Annotated in this window: 24 protein-coding genes; 14 read left to right on the top strand and 10 right to left on the bottom strand. The window is 71.7% G+C overall.

Features of this window, described 5'->3' with window-relative positions:
• Window positions 1-21 precede the first annotated feature (21 nt).
• Entirely contained in the window at window positions 22-999 is a 978-nt protein-coding gene (locus AB0B86_RS00635; RefSeq protein ID WP_357410336.1) for an aldo/keto reductase, read from the top strand.
• A 22-nt stretch (window positions 1,000-1,021) separates the two neighbouring features.
• On the opposite strand, the gene AB0B86_RS00630 is transcribed toward AB0B86_RS00635, so the two are convergent.
• The 3 genes from AB0B86_RS00630 to AB0B86_RS00620 are packed head-to-tail and all read right to left on the bottom strand — an operon-like array spanning window position 1,022 to window position 3,172.
• A complete protein-coding gene (locus AB0B86_RS00630; RefSeq protein ID WP_357410334.1) occupies window positions 1,022-1,765 on the bottom strand; it encodes a DUF2071 domain-containing protein in 744 nt (247 codons plus the stop codon).
• A 37-nt stretch (window positions 1,766-1,802) separates the two neighbouring features.
• Window positions 1,803-2,957 (bottom strand): winged helix DNA-binding domain-containing protein, encoded by a 1,155-nt coding sequence (locus tag AB0B86_RS00625; RefSeq protein WP_357410332.1) that lies wholly within the window; start codon window positions 2,955-2,957, stop codon window positions 1,803-1,805.
• Window positions 2,954-3,172: an epoxide hydrolase N-terminal domain-containing protein gene (locus AB0B86_RS00620; RefSeq protein ID WP_357414723.1), complete on the bottom strand. Its 219-nt coding sequence runs from the start codon at window positions 3,170-3,172 to the stop codon at window positions 2,954-2,956. The genes AB0B86_RS00625 and AB0B86_RS00620 overlap by 4 nt, the downstream gene beginning before the upstream one ends.
• Before the next feature lie 277 nt (window positions 3,173-3,449).
• Between AB0B86_RS00620 and AB0B86_RS00615 the strand changes: the two genes are divergently transcribed.
• From AB0B86_RS00615 to AB0B86_RS00605, 3 genes are all read left to right on the top strand, one after another.
• Window positions 3,450-4,373, top strand: a complete 924-nt coding sequence (locus tag AB0B86_RS00615) for a sigma-70 family RNA polymerase sigma factor (RefSeq protein WP_357414721.1) — start codon at window positions 3,450-3,452, stop codon at window positions 4,371-4,373.
• A gap of 113 nt (window positions 4,374-4,486) precedes the next feature.
• The gene (locus AB0B86_RS00610; RefSeq protein ID WP_357410326.1) at window positions 4,487-5,371 is read left to right on the top strand and encodes an alpha/beta hydrolase; all 885 of its coding nucleotides are present in this window, start codon (window positions 4,487-4,489) and stop codon (window positions 5,369-5,371) included.
• Between the two features lie 121 nt (window positions 5,372-5,492).
• The gene (locus AB0B86_RS00605; RefSeq protein ID WP_357410324.1) at window positions 5,493-5,954 is read left to right on the top strand and encodes a DUF5709 domain-containing protein; all 462 of its coding nucleotides are present in this window, start codon (window positions 5,493-5,495) and stop codon (window positions 5,952-5,954) included.
• 54 nt (window positions 5,955-6,008) lie between these two features.
• Here AB0B86_RS00605 and AB0B86_RS00600 read toward each other — a convergent pair whose 3' ends face one another.
• From AB0B86_RS00600 to AB0B86_RS00590, 3 genes are all read right to left on the bottom strand, one after another.
• Window positions 6,009-7,589 carry a DHA2 family efflux MFS transporter permease subunit gene (locus AB0B86_RS00600; RefSeq protein ID WP_357410322.1) on the bottom strand — a complete coding sequence of 527 codons (1,581 nt, stop codon included), beginning with the start codon at window positions 7,587-7,589 and terminating at the stop codon, window positions 6,009-6,011.
• A gap of 614 nt (window positions 7,590-8,203) precedes the next feature.
• Entirely contained in the window at window positions 8,204-9,454 is a 1,251-nt protein-coding gene (locus tag AB0B86_RS00595) for a DUF222 domain-containing protein (RefSeq protein WP_357414719.1), read from the bottom strand.
• Window positions 9,455-9,692: 238 nt separating this feature from the next.
• On the bottom strand, window positions 9,693-10,268 hold the full coding sequence (locus AB0B86_RS00590) for a DinB family protein (protein WP_357414717.1): 576 nt from the start codon (window positions 10,266-10,268) through the stop codon (window positions 9,693-9,695).
• 366 nt (window positions 10,269-10,634) lie between these two features.
• On the opposite strand from AB0B86_RS00590, the gene AB0B86_RS00585 reads away from it, so the two are divergent.
• A complete protein-coding gene (locus AB0B86_RS00585) occupies window positions 10,635-12,059 on the top strand; it encodes an aldehyde dehydrogenase family protein (RefSeq protein WP_357414715.1) in 1,425 nt (474 codons plus the stop codon).
• 323 nt (window positions 12,060-12,382) lie between these two features.
• Window positions 12,383-13,216, top strand: a complete 834-nt coding sequence (locus tag AB0B86_RS00580) for a helix-turn-helix transcriptional regulator (RefSeq protein ID WP_357410362.1) — start codon at window positions 12,383-12,385, stop codon at window positions 13,214-13,216.
• On the opposite strand, the gene AB0B86_RS00575 is transcribed toward AB0B86_RS00580, so the two are convergent.
• Complete coding sequence (locus AB0B86_RS00575) at window positions 13,194-14,024, bottom strand: AraC family transcriptional regulator (protein ID WP_357410312.1); 831 nt, start codon at window positions 14,022-14,024, stop codon at window positions 13,194-13,196. The two genes, AB0B86_RS00580 and AB0B86_RS00575, sit on opposite strands and share 23 nt — an antisense overlap.
• Before the next feature lie 49 nt (window positions 14,025-14,073).
• Here AB0B86_RS00575 and AB0B86_RS00570 point away from each other — a divergent pair, with 49 nt between their 5' ends.
• Both AB0B86_RS00570 and AB0B86_RS00565 read left to right on the top strand, forming a co-directional pair.
• Window positions 14,074-14,496 carry a DUF2000 domain-containing protein gene (locus tag AB0B86_RS00570; protein ID WP_357414713.1) on the top strand — a complete coding sequence of 141 codons (423 nt, stop codon included), beginning with the start codon at window positions 14,074-14,076 and terminating at the stop codon, window positions 14,494-14,496.
• A 95-nt stretch (window positions 14,497-14,591) separates the two neighbouring features.
• On the top strand, window positions 14,592-16,202 hold the full coding sequence (locus AB0B86_RS00565; RefSeq protein ID WP_357414711.1) for a ricin-type beta-trefoil lectin domain protein: 1,611 nt from the start codon (window positions 14,592-14,594) through the stop codon (window positions 16,200-16,202).
• Window positions 16,203-16,253: 51 nt separating this feature from the next.
• On the opposite strand, the gene AB0B86_RS00560 is transcribed toward AB0B86_RS00565, so the two are convergent.
• Both AB0B86_RS00560 and AB0B86_RS00555 read right to left on the bottom strand, forming a co-directional pair.
• Window positions 16,254-18,785: an ABC transporter permease gene (locus tag AB0B86_RS00560; RefSeq protein WP_357410306.1), complete on the bottom strand. Its 2,532-nt coding sequence runs from the start codon at window positions 18,783-18,785 to the stop codon at window positions 16,254-16,256.
• On the bottom strand, window positions 18,782-19,540 hold the full coding sequence (locus tag AB0B86_RS00555; protein ID WP_357410304.1) for an ABC transporter ATP-binding protein: 759 nt from the start codon (window positions 19,538-19,540) through the stop codon (window positions 18,782-18,784). The genes AB0B86_RS00560 and AB0B86_RS00555 overlap by 4 nt, the downstream gene beginning before the upstream one ends.
• A 147-nt stretch (window positions 19,541-19,687) precedes the next feature.
• On the opposite strand from AB0B86_RS00555, the gene AB0B86_RS00550 reads away from it, so the two are divergent.
• The 4 genes from AB0B86_RS00550 (at window position 19,688) to sthA (ending at window position 24,508) form a co-directional block, all read left to right on the top strand.
• Window positions 19,688-20,890, top strand: coding sequence for a histidine kinase (locus tag AB0B86_RS00550; protein ID WP_357410302.1), 1,203 nt, complete (start codon window positions 19,688-19,690; stop codon window positions 20,888-20,890).
• On the top strand, window positions 20,887-21,525 hold the full coding sequence (locus AB0B86_RS00545; RefSeq protein ID WP_357410300.1) for a response regulator transcription factor: 639 nt from the start codon (window positions 20,887-20,889) through the stop codon (window positions 21,523-21,525). The genes AB0B86_RS00550 and AB0B86_RS00545 overlap by 4 nt, the downstream gene beginning before the upstream one ends.
• Window positions 21,526-22,049: 524 nt before the next feature.
• The gene (locus AB0B86_RS00540; RefSeq protein WP_357414709.1) at window positions 22,050-23,051 is read left to right on the top strand and encodes a cellulose binding domain-containing protein; all 1,002 of its coding nucleotides are present in this window, start codon (window positions 22,050-22,052) and stop codon (window positions 23,049-23,051) included.
• 53 nt (window positions 23,052-23,104) lie between these two features.
• Window positions 23,105-24,508, top strand: coding sequence for a Si-specific NAD(P)(+) transhydrogenase (sthA, locus tag AB0B86_RS00535; protein WP_357410296.1), 1,404 nt, complete (start codon window positions 23,105-23,107; stop codon window positions 24,506-24,508).
• On the opposite strand, the gene AB0B86_RS00530 is transcribed toward sthA, so the two are convergent.
• A complete protein-coding gene (locus AB0B86_RS00530; protein ID WP_357414707.1) occupies window positions 24,505-24,942 on the bottom strand; it encodes a MerR family transcriptional regulator in 438 nt (145 codons plus the stop codon). The two genes, sthA and AB0B86_RS00530, sit on opposite strands and share 4 nt — an antisense overlap.
• Between AB0B86_RS00530 and AB0B86_RS00525 the strand changes: the two genes are divergently transcribed.
• Both AB0B86_RS00525 and AB0B86_RS00520 read left to right on the top strand, forming a co-directional pair.
• Window positions 24,941-25,636: a methyltransferase domain-containing protein gene (locus AB0B86_RS00525; RefSeq protein ID WP_357410292.1), complete on the top strand. Its 696-nt coding sequence runs from the start codon at window positions 24,941-24,943 to the stop codon at window positions 25,634-25,636. The two genes, AB0B86_RS00530 and AB0B86_RS00525, sit on opposite strands and share 2 nt — an antisense overlap.
• 101 nt (window positions 25,637-25,737) lie before the next feature.
• On the top strand, window positions 25,738-26,181 hold the full coding sequence (locus tag AB0B86_RS00520) for a hypothetical protein (protein ID WP_357410290.1): 444 nt from the start codon (window positions 25,738-25,740) through the stop codon (window positions 26,179-26,181).
• Window positions 26,182-26,186 lie beyond the last annotated feature (5 nt).

The raw sequence follows: 26,186 nt of genomic DNA, 5'->3' as shown, positions 1-26,186 counted from the left end.
CAGTGGTCGTAGCGTGGGCACATGCGAACCACCACGCTGGGCAGCGCAGGCCCCGAGGTCGGCGTCATCGGCCTCGGCTGCATGGGCATGAGCCACGGCTACGACATCACCGGTCCCCGCGACGACGACACCTCGATCTCCGTCATCCGGCAGGCGCTGGACCTGGGCGCCACGCTTATCGACACGTCGGACGTGTACGGGCCGTACACGAATGAGGAGCTGGTCGGGCGGGCGCTGGCCGGCGGTCACCGCGAGCGTGCCGTCCTGGCCACGAAGGTCGGCCTGGTGGCCACCTCCACCACCGGCGGCCCCGGCAACTCCCCGACGATCGGCAACAACGGCCGGCCGGAGCACATCCGCGCCGCGATCGACGCCAGCCTGCGCCGGCTCGGCACCGACCACGTCGACCTCTACCAGCTGCACCGGGTCGACCCGGAGGTGCCCATCGAGGAGTCCTGGGGCGCGATGGCGGAGGTCGTCGCCGCGGGCAAGGCGCGGCAGATCGGGCTGTCCGAGGTGACGGTGGCCCAGATCGCACGGGCCCAGGCGGTACACCCGGTGGCGTCGGTGCAGTCCGAGCTGTCGCTGTGGACCCGCGACCCGCTGGCCGAGGTGCTGCCGTACTGCGCCGCGCAGGGCATCGCCTTCCTGCCGTTCTCCCCGCTCGGTCGCGGTTTCCTCGCCGGCCGGTTCACCTCGTTCGACGACCTGCCCGCCGACGACTTCCGCCGCGGCCTGCCGCGCTTCCAGCAGGACGCGCTGCGCGCCAACCTCGCCATCGTCGCCCGGGTCCGGGAGATCGCCGACCGGGCCGGGGCCAGCCCCGCGCAGGTCGCCCTGGCCTGGGTGGTCGCCCGGGGTGACCAGGTCATCCCGATCCCGGGCACCAAGACGCCGAAGTACCTGGTGGACAACTGCGCCGCCGCCGACGTGCGGCTCAGCGCCGAGGACCTGGCCGACCTGGACGCGTTGCCCGCACCGGAGGGCGGTCGCTACTGACGCCGCGCCGGCCCGGCACCGCTCAACCGGGCCGGCGCAGTGTCAGCGGTGGGCCGAACCTGACCGCGACGCCGGGCGAGTAGAGCACGCTCACCGGCGAGCCGAGCGGTGTCGGCACCCCGGCGGCGGCGACCAGCTCGTCGTCCAGGTGCAGCAGCTCGGCCCGGTGCAGCGGCCAGCGCGGATGCCAGTTCGGCAGGTGCAGGGTGCCCCCGTACGCCCGGGTGTGCAGCCCCCAGCGGGCGGTGAGGAAGTGCTCAAGGGGGGTCGGGTCGACGATCGGCTCCCCCACCCGCACCGCCATCCGGCTCGTCGTACCCGCCGGGCCCGGCCAGCGTCGCCGGCACCGGTAGCTGCGACGGTCGCCGTCGTGGTCCAACCGCATCGACGACCAGAGGTACGGCAGCCGCAGCGTCGCCCGCGCCACGAGCACCGGCACCAGGCGGGACGCGTCGAGCGAGCGGAACACCACGGCCCGCCGGCCGGTGTCGTCGACCGAGTAGAGCCGGACGTTGGTCTCGGCGAAGGTGCCGAAATACGGCACCCCCGGCCCCCGGCCGAAGCCCAGCCCGACCATCCGAAAACCGATAAGGCCGACGTAGCTGACCCCGTCCAGGGTGTCCGGACGGGTGCCGGCGGGTAGCAGCGGCGCGACGGTCTCCGGGGCGACGGGCCAGTGCAGGAAGGTGAGGTCCTCCCAGCGCTGCCGCAGGAGCGCCCAGGGGAATGCCTGCCGGGGCGCGTGGTCGACCGGTTCGGGGTGCACCCCCTCATCCTGGCTCAGCCGGTGCGTCGGCGTGGTCTCAGGCGTGCGGGCCGACACTGATGGTGCCGATGGTCAGCGACGCCGCACCCTCGAGGATCTCGCCGACCCGTTCGACCTCCTCCCCCAGCGCCCGTTGCCGGGCGGCGTCGAGCGCCCGCAACGGCTCGACGGTGACCCGGATGGAGCGGCCGGAGCGGCGTTGGTGCCACACTCCGGCGACCACCCCGTCCACCAACAGCACCGGATAGTTACCGGCCTGACCGTTGGCGAGCGCCCGGTGGGCGGCGGCACCGGGGAAGAGCCGCTCGCGCGGGTGGCAGCCGACCACGTACGCGTCGAAGTAGGGCAGCAGCCGCAAGCCGGACGGCCGGTCGGGGAACTCGGTGTCCTCGGCGGACACCCAGGCCCGGCTGCCCTCCACCGTCACCTCGGTCAGATCGGCCGAGTCGAACAGCCACGTCGCCCACTCCGGCGCCACCCCCAACCACCTGGCGAACTGCCTCGGAGTGGCCGGCCCGTACGCGTACAGGTAGCCGCGGACGAGTCCGGCCAGGGCGGCGCGACCGGGCATCGGCGCGAAGTCGGGCAGCCACCGGGTCGGGCTGGTGTACGTGGTGGCCCGACCGCGATTCGCGCCGAAGCAGACCACTCCGGCCCGGGTGGCGGCGGGCATCGCGGCGACCCACCGGGGCCAGGTGTCCTGGAACGCCTCCACGACCAGGTCGCCCGCCCACGGGCCGGTACGGGCGACGACCTCCTCGGTCAGCTCGGCGGTGGTCAGGTCCGCCTCGGCGACCGCGTCGGCGATGGCCGCGAGGACCTGCTCGGTCTGCCGGGGCGTCAGCAGGACCACACTGCGCTCCCACGGCGGGGCCGGCATCGCGGACAGCGCACCGACCCACATCGGCAGGTCCGCCGCGGCGAGCAGGTGCACCGTCCCGCGCGGCCCCCGGGTCTTGACCACTGTGCGGTCCGTCCACAGTGACCGGCGGACCAGGGCGCGGGTCGCGCCCGGCAGCCGCAGTCCGATGGACAGCTCGGCGGCCGAGGCGATCTGGGCGTGCGCGCCGCACATCGCCGACACCACGTCCGCGACGCGCCCGGCGTCCGGTGCCGTCCGCGCCGTCGACGGGGAGAGCCGGTGCCGCTGTAGACGTCGGGCGGCCACCTGAGCCCAGTCCAGCTCGATCATCGCAGCTGCCCGAAGAACGCGCGGATGTCCGCGGCGTGCGCCAGCAGCTCGTCCATCGCCACGAAGTGGCTGCCCGGGTTGCCCTGCGGCCAGTGCACCGGCACCCCGCGGCTCCAGCCGGTGCCGGGCAACGAGCGGGTCCACCGGGTGCGGGCGAGCTGGTCACGCAGGTCGTCGAGGTCCACCTGGGGGATGTCCACGCGAAAGGGTGTCATGCCGAAAACGCTACGGCCCATATAGGACAGGTTCTGGCACACATCGCTGGCATTCTGGGAGCCAGGTCCGACGCCCCCGGCCCGACTGCTGGGCCTGCTGTCGCTGTTGCAGACGCCCCGCGCGTGGCCCCTGCGGCAGATCGGCCTTCGAGCCACCCGCGCCGCCGGCCCTTGCGCAGCGTAGGACGGCCGACCGGCGGGCCATCGAGCCGCCGGCCCGCCGTACGCTTGATGGGGCGCAAGACGGTGAAAAAGACCTTTCGGGGAGGAACTGGGCGTGACGCAGAGCGACGTGGAGCTGGTCGTGCTCGCGCAGGCGGGAGACGCGGCAGCGCTCGGGGCGCTACTGGCCCGGCACGAGGCCGGGATGCGGGCCGTCGCGTTGAGCGTCCTCGGTTACGGGCCGGACGCCGAGGACGCGGTGCAGGACACCATGGTCGTCGCTCTGCGGCGTATCGGCGAGGTGCGCGACCCGAGCGCCGTCGGCAGCTGGTTGCGGGCCATCGTCCGCAACAACAGCCGGATGGCGCTGCGGGGCCCGAAAGCGGTCCCGGTCGCCGAACCCGAGTGGTTCACCCGCCCCGCCGACACACCCACCCCCGAGGAGGCGCTGGACCGGGCGGCGACGCGCGACTGGGTGTGGCACTCCATCGGGCAGCTGTCCGAGCCTGACCGGCTCGTCACCCTGCTGCGGTACTTCAGCGACGCGTCCTCGTACGAGCAGATCGCGGCCGTGTGTGGCGTGCCGGTCGGCACCGTCCGCAGCCGCCTCAGCCACGCCCGCCGTGCGCTCGCCGGCGGCCTCCGGACGGCGGCGAGCGCGGCGCACCCGGACGTCGCCGCCGCGAACGACTCGCGCTGGCGGGAGGGCCGCGACATGATCACCACGGCGATGGGCGGCGACTTCGACCGGGTGGTCCGCGACAACTGGTGGCCGGACGCCGAGATGATCGTGCCGGGCGGCCCGCGCGGCGGCCGTGACCTGGCGATCAACGGCATGAACAGTGACCTGTCCGCCGGAGTACGTCAGCGGCTGCGCAACGTCGTGGCCAGTGGCGACGTGCTGATCTGGGAGACCGACCTGATCAGCCCACCCGACGACCCGGAGCACTGCCCGCCGGCGGCACTGTGGTTGCAGGTGCTGCGCGAGGGCCGCGTACGCCAACTCACCCTCTTCCACCCCATCCCGGCGCTTGTCTGAAAAACCTCTCCGGCCCGAGCGAACTTTTCCGTCCACCCCCGCATCTGGTCCGCGTCATGCACCAGTTGCCGCGCCGGCAGCCGCCGCGCGGGTCTCGGATCGGGAGATAGTTCATGGGTTCCACAAGCCACGACGTCAGCGCCCTCACACCGGGCGCGCACACCTTCACCGTCGACGGCGTCCGGCAGGTCTACCACGTCGCCGGCACCGGCCCGGTCTGCGTGGCGCACTCCGGCGGCCCCGGCATCGAATGGGCCTACCTGCGCACGCCGAGCCTGGAAGAGCACTTCACGATGGTGTACGTCGAGCCGGTCGGCACCGGTGCCGCCGGACGACTCGATGATCCCAGTGAGTACCGTCTCGACACCTATGTCCGGTTCCTCGATGCCGTCGTCGAGCACCTCGGCGCACCCCGGGTGTACCTGCTCGGACACTCGCACGGCGGCTTCGTCGTCCAGCGGTACGCGCTCGCCCACCCGGACCGGGTCGCCGGTCTCGCCCTGTACGACACCTCACCGGTCACCGGCGCCGAGTTCTGGGCCGAGGCGATGGCCGGTCTTGCCGCGTACCCGCAGCGGCACCCGGACCGACCGGAGGCGGCGGCCGTCCCGGCGGCCTTCGGTCAGATCGGCGCAGCGACGGACGACGAGTCGTTGGCGGCCGCCCTGCGCGCCGCCCTGCCGGTGTACTTCGCGGACTTCTGGGGCCGACAGGACGAGTTCGTCCCGTTCCAGGCCGCCGTCCGGATCTCCTCGGCACCGGCCGGCGCGCAGGACCCCACGCCCTTCGACGTACGGGAGAACCTGGCGGAGATCACCGTGCCCGTCGTGGTGATCGTCGGGGCGTACGACTTCATCTGCGGCCCGCGCTGGGCCGAGCAGTTGCACGCGGGCCTCAAGGACTCGCGGCTGGTGCTGCTGGAGCGGAGCGGGCACTTCGCCCACATCGAGCAGCCGGCGGAGTTCACCGAAGCCGTGGTGGGGCTGCTCACACGCTGACCGGCACGCCCGGCCGTACCGCCGGGGTCGGTTCGTCACAGCGGGCGGGCCTCGGCGTGCGGATGCGTTGCACGGTCATAGGCTGGGCACTTTGGTGCACCGTGACGAAGAGGAGACCGCCGTGAGCCAGACCGAGCGGATGGATTCCGTCGACGAGTGGAACGTGGCCGAGGACGACGGCGTCCTGGACGCCTCCGACACCCTCGACGACGACCGGGTCGGCGACCCCCTCGACACCGGCATCGTGGCCGAGGACCACTGGACCGCGGCCAACCGGTTCGGCACCACACCCGCCGAGGAGCGGGCCGGTGAGTCCCTGGCGCAGCACCTCGCCCAGGAGGTGCCGGATGTCGACCCGTACGCCGAGGGCGGCGACGACGAGGACGAGCTGACCCGCCGGGGGTACGAGAGTGAGGCCCGCGCGGGCCGTCTCGTCGCCTACGACGAGGGTGTCCGCGAGGACGACGAGGCCGAGTCGGTGGCCTGGGACGCCGGCATCGACGCCGGCGCGGCCAGCGCGGAGGAGGCCGCGATCCACGTGGTCGAGGACCCGGACGGGCCCGGCGACGGTCCGTTGCGCTGACGCCGTAGTCGCCGCGCTCAGCACCGCATCGGGTACTGAGCGCGGCGGCGTCGGTCAGTGGATGACGACGGGCGTGCGCACCTGCTCGGCCTGCGGGTCGTCGAGCTGCGCCGGCTGACGTCGGCGCGGCAGCAGCGCCGCCGGGATGAAGGTGAGCACGACAAGCGCGAACGCCACCCAGAACGTACTGGCGAACGACTTGGCGGCGAAGTCCAGGCCACGCTCGATGATCGACGGGTCGACCGGCATCTGCTGGAGCAGCTCCGGCCGCTGCTGGGAGGCGATGGCCAGCCCGGCCTCGGTGATCGGCTTGCCGCTCTCGTCCACCAGGCCGGGGATCGGCCGTGAGCCGTTCAGCTCGTTGGTGAGGATCACCGACATCACGGCGGCGCCGACCGAGCCGCCGATCTGCTGGAGGATGTTGACAAGCGTCGAGCCGCGCGCCACCTCCTGAGCCTGCAACGTCCGCAGCGCCGACGTCATGATCGGCATCATGGTGCCGCCCATGCCCAGGCCCATCACGAACAGCGACCCGCAGAGCAGCACGTACGAGGTCTGCGGGTCGACCTGGGTGAAGCCGAAGAACCCGACGACGATGAGCGCCAGCGCGAACGGGACGGTCCGCCCGATCGGCACCCGGTCGGCCAACGTGCCGGCGATCGGCATGGTGATCATCGCGCCGATGCCCTGCGGGGCCATCAGCAGACCGGCGGTCAGCGTCGTCTCGCCGCGCACCTGGAGGAAGTAGCTCGGGAACAGCAGGCCGGCGCCCATGAACGCGATGATGAACACGAACAGCGTCAGCGACGCGATGGTCAGGCTGCGGTTGCGGAACAGGCGCAGGTCGAGCAGCGGGTGCCGGGGCTTGAACGAGTAGAGCACGAACGCCACCACGAGCGCGCCACCGACGAGCATCGGGGCCCACACCTTGGCCTCGGCGAAGGTGCCGGCCTCCGGCAGCGACGAGACGCCGTAGAGGAAGAGCGCCAGGCCCGGCGAGAGCATGAGCATGCCGAGGAAGTCGAACGACTCCGACGGCTCGGGGGCGTCCTTCGGCAGGGCGAACTGCGCGTAGATCAGGGCGATGACGCCGATCGGCAGGTTGATCAGGAAGATCCAGTGCCAGCTCGCGGTGTCGATGAGCCAACCACCGAGGATCGGCCCGCCGATCGGCCCGAGCAGCATCGGGATGCCGAGGACGGCCATCAGTCGGCCGATCCGGTGCGGGCCTGCCGCGCGGGTCATGATGGTCATGCCCAGCGGCATGAGCATGCCGCCGCCGAGGCCCTGGAGCACCCGGTAGCCGATCAGCTCGCCGATCGTGTCGGCGGTGGCGCAGAGCCCCGATCCGATGGTGAACAGGGCCAGCGCCACCATGTAGAGGCGTTTGGTGCCGAACCGGTCGGCCGCCCAGCCACTGAGCGGGATCACTGTGGCGAGCGCGAGGGTGTAGGCGGTCATCGTCCACGCCACGCGGGCGTACGACGCGTCGAACTCGCTCTGGAAGGTGGGCAGCGCCACGCTGACCACCGTCACGTCGAGGATCGACATGATCGCGCCGAGGACGACGACGCCGGCCACCTTGAGCACCGCGGCGTCGAGTTTGTCCGATGTCGCGACGGATTGCTGTGTCACAAACTCTCCTGAAGTCGATTGAGCCGGCCAGTGGTGGGCGGTGGCGGCGATGCCGCGCCGACCAGGCGCGGGGCGCGACGTGCCAGGACGACGACGCGCGCAGGAAGAGTATCGGTCGGGTACGACCGTTCGCCGCCGGATTTACGCTCGTCCGGGCGTCGCATCCGAACGGCCGTACGACTGTGACCGGTCGTCGGGGTGGCGATCGGCCGGCCGAACCGTGATCAAGTGGTCACCGGAGTGGGCCACCTGATCCGCCTGGCCAGCCCTGCTGATCAGCCGGCCTGTCGAACGCGACCAGCCGGGAAGCCGCACGTAGGCTCCCGTCCCTGCGCCCCTGCGCCCCTGCGCCTCAGGGCCTCAGGGCCTCAGGGCTTCAGGTAGCTGAACAGGGCGCGGCGCGCCGAGACCTGTCCTTGCCGCGCCGTGCTGCGTGGCACAGGGCCATCGCCGTCGTGGCCGCGCGCCTCTCACCGCCCCGGTGACCAAGCAGGCGCAGGCGCACGCCGGTCCTGGCCGCGCACCTCTCACCGCCCGCGGTGACCGCGAGGAATTGGGGCGTGCTGGGCTGGCCACTCGATCGGCCCGCCGACAGAGGATGGTGCTGGTGGTGCTTACGTCCGTCGGTGGTAGTGGTTGCGACGAGGGAGCTGTTCGGGGTCGAGCCAGGCCGGTGGCACGAACTCGGGGTTGCCGTCGCCTGCCAGTCGCACGGTCCAGTCGCTGTGGTGCAGGTGCCGGTGGTGGTGGCCGCAGAGCAGGACGGCGTTGGTGAGGCTGGTGGTGCCGCCGTCGGCCCAGTGGTGGATGTGGTGGGCGTCGCACCAACGCGGTGGGCGGTCGCAGCCCGGGAAGGCGCAGCCGCGGTCCCGCAGCACCAGGGCTCGCCGGAGCGGGCCGGTGATGAGGCGGCGTTGTCGGCCGAGGTCGAGTGGTTGCCCGGCTCCGCCGAGGACGGCGGGGAGGATGGCAGCGTCGCAGGCGAGGTGGCGCACGGCCTCGGGGGTGAGGTGCAGGCCGGTGTCGAGGGTTCCGCCGCCCAGTTGCCCGGTCAACCCGTCAAAGCTGGTGGTGACGACGATCTGGGCGGGATCACCGCCGTTTTCGGGCAACTCGCCGGTGCGCAGGGCGAGGCGGCACACGTCGCCGAGGGCGTCGTGCCGGCGTTGCCCAGGAGAGCGCTGGTCGTCAGGGTCCGAGGGTGCGCCGAGTGGGTCGATGGCGGCACGGAGCAGCCCGGCGGTCTCGGTGTCGAGGATGCCGGTGAGGCGCAGGCGGCCGTCGGTAAGGGTGGAGAGGGTGAGGTGGCGGTCGCGGGTGGCGCGGCGGGCTTCGGCGTCGAGGGCGGCTCTGGCGGCACCGTCGGCGATGTCTGGTGCGACGTGGTCGAGGATGCGGGTGCTGAGTTTGCGGAGGAGGGTGGGATCGAACTGCCCGGCCCACTCGACGAGCATTCCGAGAGCTTTGTCGGCGACCTCGGGACCGGCGGCGGTCTGCACACTGTCGACCGAGTCGGCGATGACCCGGGCCTGGTCGACGGTGATGCAGCCACCAGCCAGTGCGTGGCGTACCCCAGGGTTGCCGTTTTCCAGGACGGTGGCGAGGTCGACGAGGCGGCGGGCGGCCGGGACGGTGAGTCGCAACCGTTCGCGCAGCCAGACAGCGGTGGAGGAGGCGCCCCGCGTGGTAGCGGTGCGTCGGCCGTCGAGCTCGCGGATCACTGCCAGCTTCACCGCGGCGAGACGCTGCTCGATGCGGTGTGTGGTGTCGAGCGCGGCGATCAGCTCGTCCTCGGGCCGGGCCCAGGTGACCGCATCGATGCAGGCCGCGACCGCGTCCTCTGCCTGCGTCAACTCCTCGACCATGACCCGAATCTAGAACACCTGTACGACATTTTCGGTCATCATGATCGATCCCTGGCGGGCCGCTGGCGACCAGAGAGTCCCGCCGTCGTAAGCCTGCTGACCGCTGCAGGATGCCGCCCGTGGCCCCCGGTCGTGGGACAAGGACGGGCCGCAGCGGGGACCCTGCGGTGGCGCGACCTGGACGCCCGCTGCGGCGAACGCGGGCCACCATCGTCCGGCCGCCATGATCGACAGAGACCTAGTTGCTGCGCGTGCTGGCGTCGAGGGCGGCCGGCTCCACTCGCTGGCGGTATTCCAGCCACCATGACTCGTCCACCGGGGGCAGGTTGTCGTTGCTGGAAAGCAACCCGGCGGCGCCGTCGATGAGGTCGCGCACGATGTCAGCGTGGCCGGCGTGCCGTTGGGTTTCCGCGATGACGTGAACCAGGACATGGTGCAACGTGACTGCCGACTCGCCCCACCACGGCACGCGGCCGACCTGATCCAGTGCCAGGGCTTCGATTGTCGCGTCGGCGTGGGCCATCGCGCGCCGGTACAGTCTGACGATCTCGTCGCGGGTCTCGTCCGCGCTCGCCCACAGGTCGGCGTTGGGCTCCGCCCCGTCGCCGAGCCACGGCAGCTCCTGCTCGAACCGTCGGCCGAACACGACGCCGAAGTAGAGGATCTCCATGGCGGCCGAGTGCTTCACCAGACCGAGCAGGTTGGTCGCGGTCGGGGTCAACGGACGCCGGATGTCGTATTCGCCGAGCCCGTCCAGCTTCCACAGCAGCGAGTCGCGGCCGCCCTTCAGGTAACTGTGCAGGTCTGCCTTCATCGCCGCACTATGGCATCCGGTCCGGTGTCGGCGCCGCCCCGGAACATCCACAAAGCTCGTTGGAGTACCAGAAGTCGTTGCCGCGCACGCGGCGCTGACCCACGCCGGCGACCTGGCGGCCGGTGAGCAGGTTGCCGTGCTCGGCGCCGGTGGTGTGGTCGCACGCCTCGGCGGCCGGCTCAGCGTCGACAACGAGATCGTGCCGTTCGCCGCGATCACGGACGCCTGGGCCCGGAAGGACGCCGCACCCCCGCCGCCGGTCGCATCGTCCTCACGCTCTGCCCCGGCCGGAGCCCAGCCAGGGATCACGAAACCGTGGATAAAGCGCACCTGGTTGGGGTTCCGGGCCGGTGCGACGGTCGGTGCATGACACCTTCCGCGTACACCGTCACCGGCCACTGGATCGGTGGCGAGACAGTCGCCGGCTCGGCCGGCACCCTTCCCGTCGTGAACCCGGCGACCGGCGAGGTCGTCGCCAAGACCCCGGCCGGCACCGCCGCCGACGTCGACCGCGCCGTCGTCGCGGCCCGGGCCGCCTTCCCCGCGTGGGCGGCGACCACGCCCCGGCATCGGGCGGACGTGCTGCGTCGCCTCGGTGCCGGCCTCGGCGTCCGGCAGGAGGAGATCGCCCAGGCGATCACCGCCGAGATGGGCTCGCCGATCGGCATGTCCCGCACCGCCCAGGTCGCCTTCCCGGCCGCTGTGGTCGAGTCCGTCGTCGCTCTGGCCGACGACTTCGCCTGGACCGAGGAGGTCGGCAACTCGCTGATCGTCCGCGAGCCGATCGGCGTCGTCGGCGCGATCACTCCGTGGAACTTCCCGTTGCAGCAGATCGTCTCCAAGGTGGCGCCGGCGCTGCTCGCGGGCAACACGATCGTCTTCAAGCCCTCCGAGAACGCCCCGCTGACCGCACGGATCCTCGCCGAGGTCGCCGCCGACGCGGGCGTCCCGGCGGGAGTGCTCAACGTCGTGTACGGCACCGGCGCGGTCGTCGGCGAGGCCATCTCCGCCCACCCGGACATCGACATGATCTCCTTCACCGGGTCGACCCGGGCCGGCAAGCGCATCGGCGCGGTGGCTGCGGAGACCGTCAAGCGGGTCGCGCTGGAGCTGGGCGGCAAGGGCGCGAACATCATCCTGGACGACGCGGACCTGCCCGAGGCGGTCACCCGTGGACTGATGATGGCGTTCAGCAACGGCGGTCAGGTCTGCGGCGCGTGGCCGCGGATGCTGGTGCCCGCCTCCCGCCAGGACGAGGTAGTGGCACTGGCCGTCGAGGCGGCGGGGCAGTACACAGTCGGTGACCCGACCGACGAGGCCACCCGGATCGGCCCGATGGCGTCCGAGGCGCACCGGAAGAAGGTCGTCGGCTACATCGATCGGGGCATCGCCGACGGCGCCCGGCTCGTCTTCGGCGGCCCGGACCGACCCGCGGGCCTGGCGACCGGCGCCTACGTCCAGCCGACGATCTTCGCCGACGTCGACCCGACCTCCGCGATCGCCCAGGAGGAGATCTTCGGGCCGGTGCTCACGATCATCCCGTACGGCGACGAGGACGAGGCCGTGGCAATCGCCAACGGCACGCCGTACGGCCTGACCAGCGGTGTCTTCGGCGAGCCGGAGCACGCTCTGACTGTCGCCCGGCGGCTGCGGGTGGGGCAGGTCGACGTGAACGCCGGGCACTGGAACCCGTTCGCTCCGTTCGGCGGTTACAAGCAGTCCGGCAACGGCCGCGAGTTCGGCCGCTTCGGCCTTGAGGAGTTCCTGGAGACCACGTCCATCCAGCGCTGACCGGGCTGTCGGCCCAGTATTCGGTCAAAGCCTCCCGCCGGCTGGGAAAGCGGGGATGATCGACTCGGGTTCCGTGAAGTCGGGGTATCAACATGACCGCGACACCGCCGTTTCAGCAAACCCGTGTTGATCTCGCCCGCCAGCCCGCCAGCCTGCCGGCCCGCCGGCCCCGCCGGCCCGCCGGCCCGCCGGCCCCGCCAGCCCGCTGACCCGCCGGCCCCAGGATCCTGTGCGATCTTGGGGCCGGCGGAACACCGTCCCCGGGCTCGCCTGTTGCAGTGAACAGGCCGGCCCCCGGCCGGCACGCAGTGATCGGAGACACCGTGGACCGCGCCCAACTGGCCAGCTTCCTGCGCACCCGACGGGAGGCGTTGCAACCCGAGGACGTGGGGTTGCCCCGTGGGCCGCGTCGACGCACCGGTGGGCTGCGACGCGAGGAAGTCGCCGCGTTGAGCGGTATGTCCACCGACTACTACAGTCGGTTGGAGCAGCAGCGCGGCCCGCACCCGTCGGAGCAGATGCTCGCCGCGCTGGCCCGTGGCCTGCGGCTCTCGCTTGCCGAACGGGACCACCTGTTCCGGCTCGCCGGGCACGCCGTCCCGCACCGCACCGTCCGGGCCGACCACGTCAACCCCGGCATGATGCGGATCCTCGACCGGATGCAGGACACCCCCGCCCAGGTGGTGAACCACCTCGGCGAGACCCTGGCGCAGACCGCGCCGGCCGTCGCCCTGCTCGGTGACGAGACCCGGTACACCGGTCTGGCCCGCAGCGCCCACCACCGCTGGTTCACCGACCCGGCGGTCCGGCGGTTGCACCCGGCGGAGGACCACGACACGCAGAGCCGCCTGCTCGTCGGGCACCTGCACGCGTCGTACACCCGGGACGGGCGCGGCTCGCGGGCCGCGACGCTCGTCGACGACCTGCTGGCCAGGAGTCCGGAGTTCGTGAAGCTGTGGCGGGAACACCCGGTGCCGGCCGGCTACTGCCCGGCGAAGCACTTCCTGCACCCGGAGGTCGGGGCGTTGGAGCTGCACTGCCAGACGCTTGTGGACCCGGACCAGTCCCAGACGCTGCTGGTCTTCACCGCCGTGCCCGGCTCGGCCAGCGACGAGAAGCTGCGGCTGCTCTCCGTCATCGGGGCCCAGCAGGTCTGATCCCCGAAGGAACGCCGAGGTAGCGGGCCGGGCTGACGCCCAGGTACCGCCGGAAGTGGCGGCTCAGGTGCGCCTGGTCGAAGAAGCCGGCCGCGCTCGCGACGTCGGCGGGCCGCTGCCCGGCGAGGAGCAGCCGACGGGCCACCTCCACGCGCCGACCGGTCAGGTACGAGTGCGGTGGCACCCCGTGCGCCGTGGTGAACGTCCGGACCAGGTGGGTCGGGTGGGCGTGCAGCAGCGCGGCGGCCTCGCGCAACGTGACGCCCTCGACGGTCCGGGCGTCCAGCAGCTCCCGGAGGCGGACAGCGAGACCGTGGGCGGGCGGTGCGACGTCGACCGGGGCTCGGCGGCGGAGCCGCGTGTGCAGCCGGTCCAGGATCAGCGCGAGCCGCCCCTCGGCCTCGAACTCGTCGCCGGGTGCGGCGAGCACCCGGTGCAGGTGGTGGATCCGGTCGCGTAGCTGCGGGTCGGACATGCCCGGCTCGTCGACCGCCCGGCCGACCAGTTCCGCGTCGAGCGCCGAGGTGTCGAGGTACAGGACCCGCTTGCGGAAACCGTCGGCGGTGGCGGCACGGCCGTCGTGCGGCACGTGCGGCGGCAGCAGGGTGACCGAGGTCCGCAACGCGCCGTGCCGGTGCCGGTCCAGGTCGAAACGGACCGCGCCGTCGTCGACGATCAGCAGCGTCCAGACGTCGTGGATGTGCCGGGGGTAGACGTGGTCGACGAAACGGGCGTGGAAGACCTCGGCGACCCCGGCCACCGCGGGTCGCCAGGCGCTGACGTGCGAGCCCGCCGGGCGGGTGGTCACGCTAAGAACGTACAAGACCCATCGGCGGTACGCGGGCAGGCTCGACGCCATGACCGAACCGATCCGATTTCCCACCAAGATTGCCGTGCTGCTCCGCGACGACCTGGTGAGTTGGCAGCGCCTGAACGTCACCGCGTTCCTGGTCAGCGGCATCGCCCACGCCGTACCGGAACTCCTGGGCGAGGAGTACCGCGACGCGGACGGCACCCGGTACCTGCCGATGTTCGGCCAGCCGGTGCTGGTCTTCGTCGGCGATCGGGCCGCGCTGGTCGGTGCGCACTCGCGTGCGCTCACCCGCGGGCTGCGTCTGTCCATCTTCACTGCAGATCTGTTCGCCACCGGCAACGACCGGGACAACCGCGCCGCCGTGCAGGCTGTCGGTCGGGAGAAACTCGACCTGGTGGGCCTGGCGCTGCACGCGCCCCGCCACGTGGTGGACAAGGTGCTCAAGGGCGCGTCGATGCACCCGTAACGGCATCCGTGGCGACGAAGACATTGATATCGGTGCGTATGGCTGTAATGATTAACACACTTTACAGATGTTTCGCCGCCCGGAAGGACCTCCACATGGCGCGACGATTGGCCGGGCTCGTGCCCCGCCGCCCCCGCATCAGACCGACCTCCGCGCTGGCCGCGGCCCTGCTCGCCGTACCGATCGGCCTGGTCGTCGGCGCGTCGCCCGCTACGGCGGCCGCGACCGGCGCCATCACCGGCTACGGCGGCAAGTGCGTCGACGTGGCCGCCGCCAACCCGGCAAACAGCACAGCGGTCCAGCTCTACACCTGCAACGGCTCCACCGCGCAACAGTGGACGGTCGGCGACGACGGCACGATCCGGGCGCTGGGCAAGTGCCTCGACATCGCTGCCGCCAGCACCGCCAACGGCGCCCGGGTGCAGATCTACGACTGCAACGGCACCGGGGCGCAACAGTGGGCGGCCACCGCCGGCCAACTGGTGAACCCCACCTCCGGCAAGTGCCTCGACGCCACCGGCCAGAGCTCCGCCGACGGCACCCCGCTCCAGATCTGGAGCTGCACCGGCACCGCCAACCAGGCCTGGACGCTGCCGACCGGCGGCACCACACCACCGCCGTCGAGTGGCTTCACCCACCCCGGCGTGCTGGTCAGCCGGGGGCAACTCGACTTCGTCAGGGGCCGGGTGCAGGCCGGAGCGCAGCCGTGGGCGTCGGCCTACAGCCAGATGATGGGCAGCCGGTACGCCTCGCTGTCCCGCACCCCGGCGCCCCGTTCGGTGGTCGAGTGCGGGTCCTACTCCAACCCCAACAACGGCTGCACCGACGAGCGGGAGGACGCGATCGCCGCGTACACCGACGCGCTCGCCTGGTATCTCACCGGGGACTCCCGGTACGCGCAGAAGTCGATCCAGATCATGGACGCGTGGTCGGCCACGATCACCGCGCACACCGGCAGCAACGCCCCGCTGCAGACCGGCTGGGCCGCCTCGGTCTGGCCCCGGGCCGCCGAGATCATCAAGTACACGTACTCGAGCTGGCCCAACGCCAACCGGTTCGCCACCATGCTGCGCACCGTCTACCTGCCGGTGGTACGCAACGGTTCGAACAGCAACGGCAACTGGGAACTGACGATGATGGAGGCGGCCGTCGGCATCGCCGTCTTCCTGGAGGACCGCAGCGCCTACGACGCCGCGGTGACCCGCTTCCTCAACCGCACCCGGGCGTTCGTCTACCTGCCCAGCGACGGCGCGTTGCCGTACACGGTGTCCGGCAGCGGTCTGGACACCAGCTCGGAGATCATCGGCTACTGGCAGGGTCAGTCCACCTTCGTCGCCGGCCTCGCCCAGGAGACCTGCCGCGACTTCGTCCACACCGGGTACGGGATCTCCGCCATCTCGCACGTCGCGGAAACCTCGCGGATCCAGGGGCGGGATCTGTACCCGCAGGTCGGTGAGCGGCTGCGGCAGGCGCTTGGCTTCCATTCCCGCTACCAGCTCGGTGAGGCGCCGCCCTCCTGGCTCTGCGGCGGCAGCCTCACCCGGGGTCTCGGCCCGATCACCGAGGTCGGCTTCAACGCGATGAGCACCCGGCTGGGCAACGTCATGACCAACACCCAGACGCTCACCCAGCAACAACGCCCGGCGGGCAGCAACAACCTCTTCGTCGCCTGGGAGACGCTGACGCACGCCGCCAACCCGAACTGACAGTGCCACCACGGGTCGACGCCACGCTGCGGCGCCGACCCGTGGTGGTGGTCAGCCGTCGGCTCCCAGGGCCACCACCGGGCTGACCCGCGACGCCCGGCGGGCCGGCAGCACTCCGGCCAACGCGGTAAGCCCGACCAGTGTCACGAAGAGCCCGACCAGCGGCAGCGCGGGCACTGTCAGCGGCGCGTCGACCCCGAGGGTCTGGACCGCCAACCAGCCGTACGGGACGCCGATCAGCAGGCCGATCGTCGCGCCGATCAGCCCGTAGAGGCCGGACTCGACCGTCAGCATGGTGCGCAGTCCGGTCCGGGACAGGCCGATCGCCCGCAGCAACCCGGACTCGCGGATCCGCTCCACAACGGACAGCGCGGTGGTGGAACCCACGCCGACGACAGCGATCAGCACGGTCAACCCCACCAGACCGACACCGATCCAGACCAGGGTGCGCACCAGCGCGTCGTTGCGGTCCCGTTCGTCGGCGAGCACCGTGAGGCCCACCCCGTCGTCGCCCCCGATCGCCTGCCGCAGCGCCCGCACACCGGCGGTGCGACCGTCCTCGCCGGCAGCTGCCGCGTCGGCAAGCAGACCGGTGTACGCAGCCGGCGCGCCGAGCCGGTCGAGGTCACCCCGGTCGGCAAGGATGCCGGCGTGCAGCGGGCCGTCACCGGGCAGCACCGCGGCCACCCGCACGTCGACGGTGCGCCCGCCCCGGGCGAGCGTGACAGTGTCTCCGGCCCGCAGACCGGCGTCCCGGGCGACCCAGCTGTTGAGCACGATCCGTCCCGGGCCACGATCGGCCAGCGACCCCTGGGCCACGTCCAGGTCCCCGGTGCTCGGCAACGCCGCCAGATCCAGGTCGTTCGTCGGGTAGCCGGACTCGACGTCCCCGAGCCGGTCCGAGCCGCGCAGCAGCGTGACGTCGTCGAGCCGCCGGTACGGCACCAGCCGGACCAGCGCCGCGCGCTCCGCCTCGGCCCGGGCCACGACAGCCGCCGGCAGCGTCCCTCCGTTGCTGCTGACCTCGAAGTCGGTAGGCGCGGACAACGCCATCTCGCGGTCGGCGAGGACCTGCAACGACGCACCGCCGATGATCACCCCGGAGATCAGGGTCACGCCGAGCGCGACGACGACGGAGACCGCCGCCGCCCGGCGCGGCGCCCCGCCGATCCCGCCGACCGCCATCCGCCCGAGTGGTCCGAGCTGACGCAGCGGCCACCCCACGACGGCCAGCACCGGCCGCACCAGCAGCGGCCCGAGCGCCACCAGCGCGAAGAACGCCAACCCGCCCGACGCGACAAGCAGGAGCAGCGGGAGGAGCGGGTCGTAGGTCGACTGCTCCGGCTCCGGCAGCTGACTGAACGTTCCCAGCGCCGCCAGCACCGCACCGACGGCCAGGACCAGCCCGGACACCAGGCGCGGCACACCGATGCCACGCCGACCCGCTGTGGTGCTCGCCGCGCGCAGCGCCTCCAGCGGGGAGACCCGGGCGGCCGAGAACGCCGGCGACAGCACGGCCAGCACGGTGACCACCATCGCGCCGAGCACCACCGAGACCGCCGTCGCCAGTGGCAGGCCCGGCGAGGAGACCGCCATGCCGGACGCGCGCAGGGCCGCCGGCAACGCGTACCCGACGGCGAGCGCGCCGGCCACCCCGACGACGCCCGCGACCAGCCCGGTCAGGGCTCCCTCGGCGGTCAACGCCCCGATGAGCGTGCCCCTGTTCGCACCGACCGCCCGCAGCAACGCGAGCTGCCGCATCCGCTGGGCGAAGACGATGCGGAAGGTCGAGGTGACCACCAGCGCCGCCGCGACGACAGCGATCGACACGAAGACGCCGACCAGGATGAAGAGCTTCCCGACCTCCTCGGCCGCCGCGTCGGCCTCCGCCTCGCGCACCTGCGCGCCGGTCCGGATCGGCTGTCCCGGCGCCACCGCCGTCACCCGTTGGCGGACGGTGTCGGTCGAGGTGCCGGGGACCACGCGCACGTCGACCCGCTCGACCGCCGTCAGGCGCGCCCAGGCGATCACGGCGCTCTCCGGGGCGTACGCGTCGTAGCCGGCGTCGGCGGCGGCGTCGACGATGCCGGTCACGGTGAGGCCCGCGGGTGCGGTGAGTTCACCGCCGGTGCCGGTGGTCGTGGTGCCGACCGAGAGCCCGAGCCGCTCGGCGGTCCTCGGGGTGACAGCGATCTCGCCGGGCTGCTCCGGGTAACCGCCCTCGAGCACCCGGATCCTGCTCAGCGGTCCGGTGCCCGGCTCGGCCTGCAGGTTGAGGTAGCCGTCGCCGATCGCGATCCCGGTCGACACCCGGGCCACCGCCTCGGCGACACCGGGCACCGCCCGGATCCGCCGCACGTCCTGCATGGTGGGTGACGGCACGTCGGTGCTGCCGACCACCAGGTCGGTGACGGCAGGGGTGCCGCTGAGGTTGTCCCGCACGGTCCGTTCGGTGATCTGCTGCACCAGCACGGTGCCGAAGACGACGAACGACGCGACAAGGATCGCCAGGCCGGTCAGGATCAGCCGGCCGGGCCGCCGGGCGGCGGCACTCGTCTGGGTACGCAGCACTGTCGCTCTCATCCGCGGGCCGCCAGGTCCCGCAGCGCGTCGGTCACCGACACCTGGTCCGGCTTGTCGATCTCCCCGGCGATCCGCCCGTCGGCGAGCAGCACCACCCGGTCGGCGTACGCGGCGGCGATCGGGTCGTGGGTGACCATGACGACGGTCTGGCCGAGCCCGCGTACCGAGTCGCGCAGGATGGTGAGCACCTCCGCGCCGGAGCGGGAGTCGAGGTTGCCGGTCGGCTCGTCGGCGAAGACCACCTCGGGCCGTGCCACCAGGGCCCGGGCCAGCGCGACCCGCTGCTGCTGGCCGCCGGACAGTTCGCTGGGCCGGTGACCCAGCCGCTGGGTTAGTCCCAACTCGTCGACCAGGCGGGCCAGCAGGTCGGCGTCGGGTTGCCGGCCGCTCAGATCCAGCGGCAGCGTGATGTTCTGCGCGGCGGTGAGCTGCGGCAGCAGGTTGAAGGACTGGAAGACGAACCCGATCCGCTCCCGGCGGACCCGGGTCAGCGTCCGGTCCGACTGGCCGGTCAGCTCGGTTCCGCCGAGCAGGACCCGGCCGGAGGTGGCGGTGTCGAGACCGGCGAGGCAGTGCATGAGCGTCGACTTGCCGGAGCCGGACGAACCCATGATCGCGGTGAACTCGGCCCGACCGAAGCCGACCGAGACGCCGTCCAGGGCACGCACAGCGGTGTCGCCGCTGCCGTACACCTTCACCAGGTCGACAGCGGCGACCGCGGCGTGGCTGGTCTCCGGCGGAGCGTGGGTTGTCATGTGTTCCTCCAGGGCTGCGATGTGACCTCCGGAAGCCTGGCCGCCGTCGATGGGTGGGCGCATCGGCCCGGGGCCGGGTATCGCCGTCGCCGGGTCTACCTTTTGGCCGATCCGCCACCTCCGTCCGGTTGGCTACGCTGGGTCACCATGAGCGCGCCGGATCTTCGACGTCTGTGGGTACGCCTGGCCCAGGCGGCCGGGCTGGCGGCCTTCGGCCTGCTCGCGCTCTTCGACTTCACGGCCAGCACGGCGGACGACCGCGGCGTCGCCGCTCTCCTGCTGCTGCTGGTGCCGATGGGGTTGGCCGTGGCGACGGTGCCCCTCTGGCTGCCGGTGCACCGGCCGGGCTCGCAGCGGCTGCCGGTGGCCGCGCTGGCCCTCGCCGCCGCCTCACTGGCCGTGACCGCAGGCGTGGTGCTCCTCTCCGGAGGCGACGGCATCATGCTCGCCCGCACCTGGGGGCTCGCCGAGTCGGCCGGGCTGATCGGTGTGGTCTTCGTGGTGAGCCGCTGGGGCGCCCCCCGGCTCGCCCCGTGGGCGGCGATCGCCGCCGGGCTCGCCGTCGCCGCGATGCCACTGCGCGTCGGCACCGAGAACCTGCTGGTGATCTTCGGCCTGCTCCAGGTGCTCGGCGCGGCGGGCGCCGCCGGGGTGGGGCTCTACCTGCGGATCATCGCCGCCGGTCGGGAGCGGGCCATCGCGCTGGTGCGGGCCGAGCAGCGCGCCGAGTTCGCCCGGGACCTGCACGACTTCATCGCCCACCACGTCACCGGCATCGTGGTGCAGGCGCAGGGCGCCCGGTTCGTCGCCGAACAGGACCCGCAGCGGGTGATCGTCGCCCTGGAGCAGATCGAACGGGCCGGTGCGGAGACGATGGCCTCGATGCGGCGGATGGTGGGCATCCTGCGTAACCCGGACACACCGCCGGATGCCCCCCTGGCCCCACTGGCCGGGGTGACCGAGTTGGCGCCACTGCTGACCGGGTTCAACGGCACTGCGAACGCGCCGGCCAGACTGCACGTCGACGGCGACCTGAACGGACTCCCGGTCGAGGTGTCGACGTCGGCGTACCGGGTCGTGATGGAGGGGCTTACCAACACCCGTCAGCACGCGCCGGACGCCCGATCCGTGGACGTGGCAGTGCGTCGTACCCCGGACTGGCTGTTGGTCCGGGTCGCCGACGACGGTGCCACCGCGCGCACCGCGCCGGCCCGGGGGCACGGGTTCGGCCTGATCGGCCTCACCGAACGGGTCCGCGCCCTCGGCGGCACGATCACCGCCGGACCGGGCGTTGCCGGTGGGTGGGTGCTCGATGCGGCGTTCCCGCTGCGCACGGCGGTGGGGCGATGATCCGGGTGTTGATCGCCGACGACCAGGCGATGGTCCGGACCGGCTTCGGCATGATCATCGGGGCGCAGCCGGACATGGAGGTGGTCGGTGAGGCCGCCGACGGCGTCGTCGCCGTGGAGTTGGCCCGGCGGCTGCGCCCGGACGTGGTGCTGCTGGACATCCGGATGCCCCGCCTCGACGGGCTGGAAGCACTGCGGCTGATCGCCGGGCCGGGTGTCGCCGACCCGATCCGGGTGGTCGTGGTGACGACCTTCGACCTCGACGAGTACGTGCACACCGCGCTCGCCAACGGCGCCTGCGGTTTCCTGCTCAAGGACTCCGGCCCGACGCTGCTGGTGGAGGCGGTCCGCGCGGCAGTGTCAGGTGACGCGCTGATCAGCCCGTCCATCACGGTACGGCTGTTGGAGCACCTCAGCACGCCCGCCCCGGCGCGCGGCGACACCGGGCTGTCACCACGGGAACTCGACGTCGTGAAGCTCGTCGCCCGGGGCCTCACCAACGCCGAGATCGCCGCCGGGCTCTTCATCGCCGTCGGCACGGTCAAAACCCACCTGGCCAGCGTGCAGATGAAGCTCAATGCCCGCAATCGGGTGGAGATCGCCGCGTGGGCCTGGGAACGCCGCCTCGTCGGTTAGGGGTCGGGCCGACGGGCGCGCGGTGGCCCGGACAGGGGCGCCATCTCCGGCGCGGGGCGCTGGGCGGTGAGGGCTGAGGGCTGGGCGGTGAGGGCTGGGGCGAAGGTTGGACGCGTTGCCTTTGGAGCTGATGCCGTAAACGAATCAGTCATTCCGGCTGACGGTCGCTCACCGGACGTCAGGGCCACGGCGAAATCGTGCGGCACTGATCTCGCCCCGCACCGATCTCGCCCCGCACCGATCTCGCCCCGCACCGATCTCGCCCCGCACTGATGCCGCGCCCCGCAGTTGCCACGTCGCCCAGCTGTCGTGACGCAGTGCTGTCGTATGCGATTCAGCTCCAAAGGCAACGACCAGCACCCTGCCCCCGGGGGCCGGGCCAACTCGTTGCGTCGCGGGCGACTTCCGCATCCATGGGATCACCTACCGACCGACGATGCCATAAAATAGACAGCCATTGATTACTAACAGCTGCGGGCAGCCGAGGGCGAGGGTTTGTCGTGCGTGATCGTCCAGTCAGAGGAATGTGGTCCAGAGCCGCCGCGCTGATCGCGTGCGCACTGACGGCGACTCTGGTCGCCACCGGCGCGACCCCGGCGCAGGCCGCCGCGGCGGACACCGAGCGTCCGACCGCCCCCGGCCCGATCACTGTCGTCGCCGTCGACACCACCTGGATCGAGCTGACATGGGCGGCCTCGACCGACAATGTGGGGGTGGTGCGCTACCCGGTCGGCGCGCAGTTCGAGGATTTCGGCGCCCAGTATTCGACAGACACCAACAGCATCCGGATCGAGGGCCTGCGCCCCTCACGCACGTACACCTTCTCGGTGTGGGCCCTGGACGCGGCCGGCAACAGTTCGGTGTCCAACCCGACGCTGCGGCTGACCATGCCACCGGGGGACGACCAGCCGCCGGGCGCGCCGGGGCAACCGGTGGCGTACGACGTCGCCGCCACGCAGGTCTGGCTGCGCTGGGCGCACTCGGTGGAGAACGTCGTGCTCGACAGGTACGAGGTGTTCCGGGTCGACGCTGGCGGCGCTCTCACGCTGATCCGCGACGTGTCCCAGTACCCGCCCCGAAACAGCACCCAGATCAGCGGGTTGACGCCGAACACCACGTACACCTTCGTGGTGCGGGCCCGCGACGAGGCCGGCCACCTGTCCCCCCTGTCCGCGCCGGTCACCGTGACCACCCTGCCCCCGCCGCCGAGTTGCGCGGTCCGGTCCACGGTGCGGCAGTGGTCGGACGGTTTCGCGGCGACCCTCGTCGTCGAGAACACCGGCACCACCGCGGTCGACGGGTGGACGATGACCTGGCGGTTCTGGGCCAGTCAGCAGGTCCGCGGCATCTGGGGCGCGACTGTCGTCGACCGCCCCAACAACGGCTACCTCCGGGTGCGCAACACCGCCCGGAACGCACTGGTTCCGCCGGGCGGCAGCGTGTCGCTGGGGCTCGTCGCCACCGGCACACAACTGCCGCAGGAGGTCACGCTCAACGGCGGCCTCTGCGTGGTGGCAGACGAATAACGCTCGACTCCGGGGTCTGGCGCCAGCCACGACATCTTGCGACGCTAGCGGTTGTGAATGACTACGACCTGTTGGTGCTGGGCTCCGGACCCAGCGGTCAGAAGGCCGCGATCGCAGCCGCCAAGCTCGGCAGGCGGGTCGGCATCGTGGACCGCCGCGACATGATCGGCGGGGTGTGCATCAACACCGGCACGGTCCCCTCCAAGACGCTGCGGGAGGCGGTTCTCTATCTGACCGGGCTGAGCCAGCGGGACCTCTACGGCAGCAGCTACCGGGTCAAGGAAGAGATCACGGTCAGCGATCTCGCGGCCCGGACCCAGCACGTGATCACCCGGCAGACCGACGTCATCCGCAACCAACTGGCCCGCAACCGGGTCGCGATGATCACCGGCACCGGCCGATTCGCGGACGCGCACTCGATCTGGGTCGACAGCGGCTCCGGCCGGGAGTCGAAGGTGACCTTCGACAAGGCCATCATCGCGGCGGGCACCCGCCCGGCCCGCCCGGACAGCGTCGACTTCGACGACCGGACGATCGTGGACTCCGACGGCGTCATCAACCTGCAGGCCGTGCCGCGCAGCATGGTCGTGGTCGGTGCCGGCGTGATCGGCATGGAGTACGCCTCGATGTTCGCGGCGCTGGGCACCAAGGTCACTGTGGTGGAGCGCCGCGACCGGATGCTCGAGTTCTGCGACGAGGAGGTCATCGAGTCGCTCAAGTATCACCTGCGCGACCTGTCGGTGGCGTTCCGCTTCGGCGAGGAGGTCGCCGCCGTGGAGAAGCACCAGACCGCCGCGTTGTGCATCCTCAAGAGCGGCAAGAAGATCGCCGCGGACACCGTGATGTACTCGGCCGGCCGGCAGGGCCAGACCGACGATCTGGACCTGGCGGCCGCCGGGTTGGAGGCCGATCGGCGCGGCCGGATCAAGGTGGACGTCAACTACCAGACCTCGGTGGAGAACATCTACGCCGTGGGCGACGTGATCGGCTTTCCCGCGCTCGCGTCCACCTCGATGGAGCAGGGTCGACTGGCGGCACAGCACGCCTGCGGCGAACCGATCCGGGAGATGCACGGCCTGCAACCGATCGGCATCTACACCATCCCGGAGATCAGCTTCGTGGGGCAGACCGAGGCACAGCTCACCGACACCTCGACTCCCTTCGAGGTCGGCATCGCGCGTTATCGGGAGCTGGCCCGGGGCCAGATCGTCGGTGACTCGTACGGCATGCTCAAGCTGCTGGTCTCCCCCGAGGACGGCCGGCTGCTCGGGGTGCACGTGTTCGGCACCGCCGCGACCGAGATCGTCCACATCGGGCAGGCGGTGATGGGTTGCGGTGGCACCATCGACTACCTGATCGACACGGTGTTCAACTACCCGACGCTTGCCGAGGCGTACAAGGTGGCCGCCCTGGACGCGTCCAACAAGATCCGCAACATCACCCGCATCGACGGCTAGCCAGCGGCGCCGACCTCGACCAGCTCCGCCAGCCGAACGCGGTAGTTCGGGCAGGTCGAGATCTCCTCGTGTGAGCAGTTCAGCCCGGCCTCAAGCAGGTCGAGCGCCGACCGCAGCGCCGCCATCCTGGCCTGCAGCACGTCGTGGTTGCGACGCAGCACGTCCTTGCGTGCGGCCGGATCGGCCGCCACGAGGAACGCCCGGATGTCCGGCAGCGACAGACCTGCCTGCTTCGCGCGCAGGATCGAGGCCACCCGGAACAGGTCGTCGCGCGTGTAGCGACGACGACCGCCGGTGACCCGCGCGGGGCAGAGCAGGCCCACCGATTCCCAGTGCCGCAGTACGTGTGCCGGCAGACCGAAGTGGTCGGCCACCTCGCCGATCGTCATCGGGTTTGACTTCATGTCGACATTAAGTCCGACGATGGCGGGCATGTCCAGTCTTCTCGCTGTCCTCGATGCCATCGAGAGTGAACCCTCGGCCGTCGACCTGCGCGCACGTTCCTACGAGGTGCTCGGCGACCTCACCGGCCGAACCGTCGTCGACGTCGGCTGTGGCAGTGGTCGCGCTGTCGCCGAGTTGGCCGAGCGTGGAGCCCACGCGGTCGGCGTCGACCTCGACCCCGAGATGATCGCCGTGGCCCGGGAGCGGTGGCCCGCCGGTGAATTCCACGTCGGCGACGCCACCGCACTGCCGCTCGAAACCGGATCGGCCACCTACTACCGGGCGGACAAGGTGTTGCACGTCCTCGACGACCCGGCGCGAGCCGTGGCCGAGGCCCGGCGGGTGCTCACACCCGGCGGCCGAGCCGTACTGCTCGGCCAGGACTGGGACCTGATCGCCATCGACTCGGACGAGCCCGAGACCACCCGTCGGCTGGTCCACGCGAAGGCGGACTCGCTCCCGTCGCCGCGCGTTGCCCGCAGGTATCGCAACCTGCTGCTCGACGCCGGCTTCACCGACCCGACCATCGAGGTGCACACCGCCGTGTTCACCGACGACACCGCGCTCGCCGTGGTGCGACGCCTCACCGACGAGGAGCGGTGGCTCGCCGAGCAGGCCGAGCGCGCCCGGACGAACCGGAGCCTCGTCGTCGTGCCGATGTTCCTCGTCGCCGCCCGGGCCTGACACCGAACGCGGGTCCGAACTCGACGGCCTGCTCCACCACCGATGTCGGTGCGGCCCGCTACGGTGCCGGCACTGTTCACACAACGAGGAATGAGGCAGCGGTGGGCGCATCCGGGTGGAAGTACTTCGTCGCGTACCAGCCAGATCTGGACGCGGCCTTGGACGCCCTGCGGGACGAGGTCTTCGCCGAGGGACGGTACTGGTGGGCCCGGGGTGAGATCCCCAGCTCGGCGAGCGACTATCCGAACCGTCCCGCCACCATGAAGGAGCTGTTCGACGACGAGTCGGTGCAGGAGTCGGGCACCCACTCCATCCTCGACGTCTACCGCGTCCTGGACGAGGGCGAAACACCCGAGTTCGGCACCGTCGAGCCGGTGAGTGCCGCCGAGGCGCTGCGCCACGCCGGCACCGAGCGGCTCACCCGTGAGCACGTCGACGCGATCGAAGGGCTGGCCGCGCAGGGGTGGTTCGGCCGCTGCGCGGTCCTGCACGACGCCCAGGGCGAGCCGGAGGAGATCTACTTCTGGGGCTACTCCGGCGACTGACCTCT

It is taken from the genome of Micromonospora sp. NPDC049047, assembly GCF_040649135.1.
GTDB lineage: Bacteria > Actinomycetota > Actinomycetes > Mycobacteriales > Micromonosporaceae > Micromonospora.
The sequence above is the reverse complement of the archived record's forward strand: the minus strand, read 5'-3'. Positions and strand labels throughout refer to the sequence as shown.

Excerpts from the sequence above, each read along its gene's own strand:
- AB0B86_RS00635 (WP_357410336.1), top strand. The coding sequence starts at position 22 with ATGCGAACCACCACGCTGGGCAGCGCAGGCCCCGAGGTCGGCGTCATC.
- AB0B86_RS00595 (WP_357414719.1), bottom strand. The coding sequence starts at position 9,454 with ATGGTCGAGGAGTTGACGCAGGCAGAGGACGCGGTCGCGGCCTGCATC.
- AB0B86_RS00610 (WP_357410326.1), top strand. The coding sequence starts at position 4,487 with ATGGGTTCCACAAGCCACGACGTCAGCGCCCTCACACCGGGCGCGCAC.
- AB0B86_RS00525 (WP_357410292.1), top strand. The coding sequence starts at position 24,941 with ATGTCCAGTCTTCTCGCTGTCCTCGATGCCATCGAGAGTGAACCCTCG.
- AB0B86_RS00625 (WP_357410332.1), bottom strand. The coding sequence starts at position 2,957 with ATGATCGAGCTGGACTGGGCTCAGGTGGCCGCCCGACGTCTACAGCGG.
- AB0B86_RS00585 (WP_357414715.1), top strand. The coding sequence starts at position 10,635 with ATGACACCTTCCGCGTACACCGTCACCGGCCACTGGATCGGTGGCGAG.
- AB0B86_RS00565 (WP_357414711.1), top strand. The coding sequence starts at position 14,592 with ATGGCGCGACGATTGGCCGGGCTCGTGCCCCGCCGCCCCCGCATCAGA.
- AB0B86_RS00555 (WP_357410304.1), bottom strand. The coding sequence starts at position 19,540 with ATGACAACCCACGCTCCGCCGGAGACCAGCCACGCCGCGGTCGCCGCT.
- AB0B86_RS00550 (WP_357410302.1), top strand. The coding sequence starts at position 19,688 with ATGAGCGCGCCGGATCTTCGACGTCTGTGGGTACGCCTGGCCCAGGCG.
- AB0B86_RS00545 (WP_357410300.1), top strand. The coding sequence starts at position 20,887 with ATGATCCGGGTGTTGATCGCCGACGACCAGGCGATGGTCCGGACCGGC.
- AB0B86_RS00590 (WP_357414717.1), bottom strand. The coding sequence starts at position 10,268 with ATGAAGGCAGACCTGCACAGTTACCTGAAGGGCGGCCGCGACTCGCTG.
- AB0B86_RS00560 (WP_357410306.1), bottom strand. The coding sequence starts at position 18,785 with ATGAGAGCGACAGTGCTGCGTACCCAGACGAGTGCCGCCGCCCGGCGG.
- AB0B86_RS00570 (WP_357414713.1), top strand. The coding sequence starts at position 14,074 with ATGACCGAACCGATCCGATTTCCCACCAAGATTGCCGTGCTGCTCCGC.
- AB0B86_RS00620 (WP_357414723.1), bottom strand. The coding sequence starts at position 3,172 with ATGACACCCTTTCGCGTGGACATCCCCCAGGTGGACCTCGACGACCTG.
- AB0B86_RS00530 (WP_357414707.1), bottom strand. The coding sequence starts at position 24,942 with ATGCCCGCCATCGTCGGACTTAATGTCGACATGAAGTCAAACCCGATG.
- AB0B86_RS00540 (WP_357414709.1), top strand. The coding sequence starts at position 22,050 with ATGTGGTCCAGAGCCGCCGCGCTGATCGCGTGCGCACTGACGGCGACT.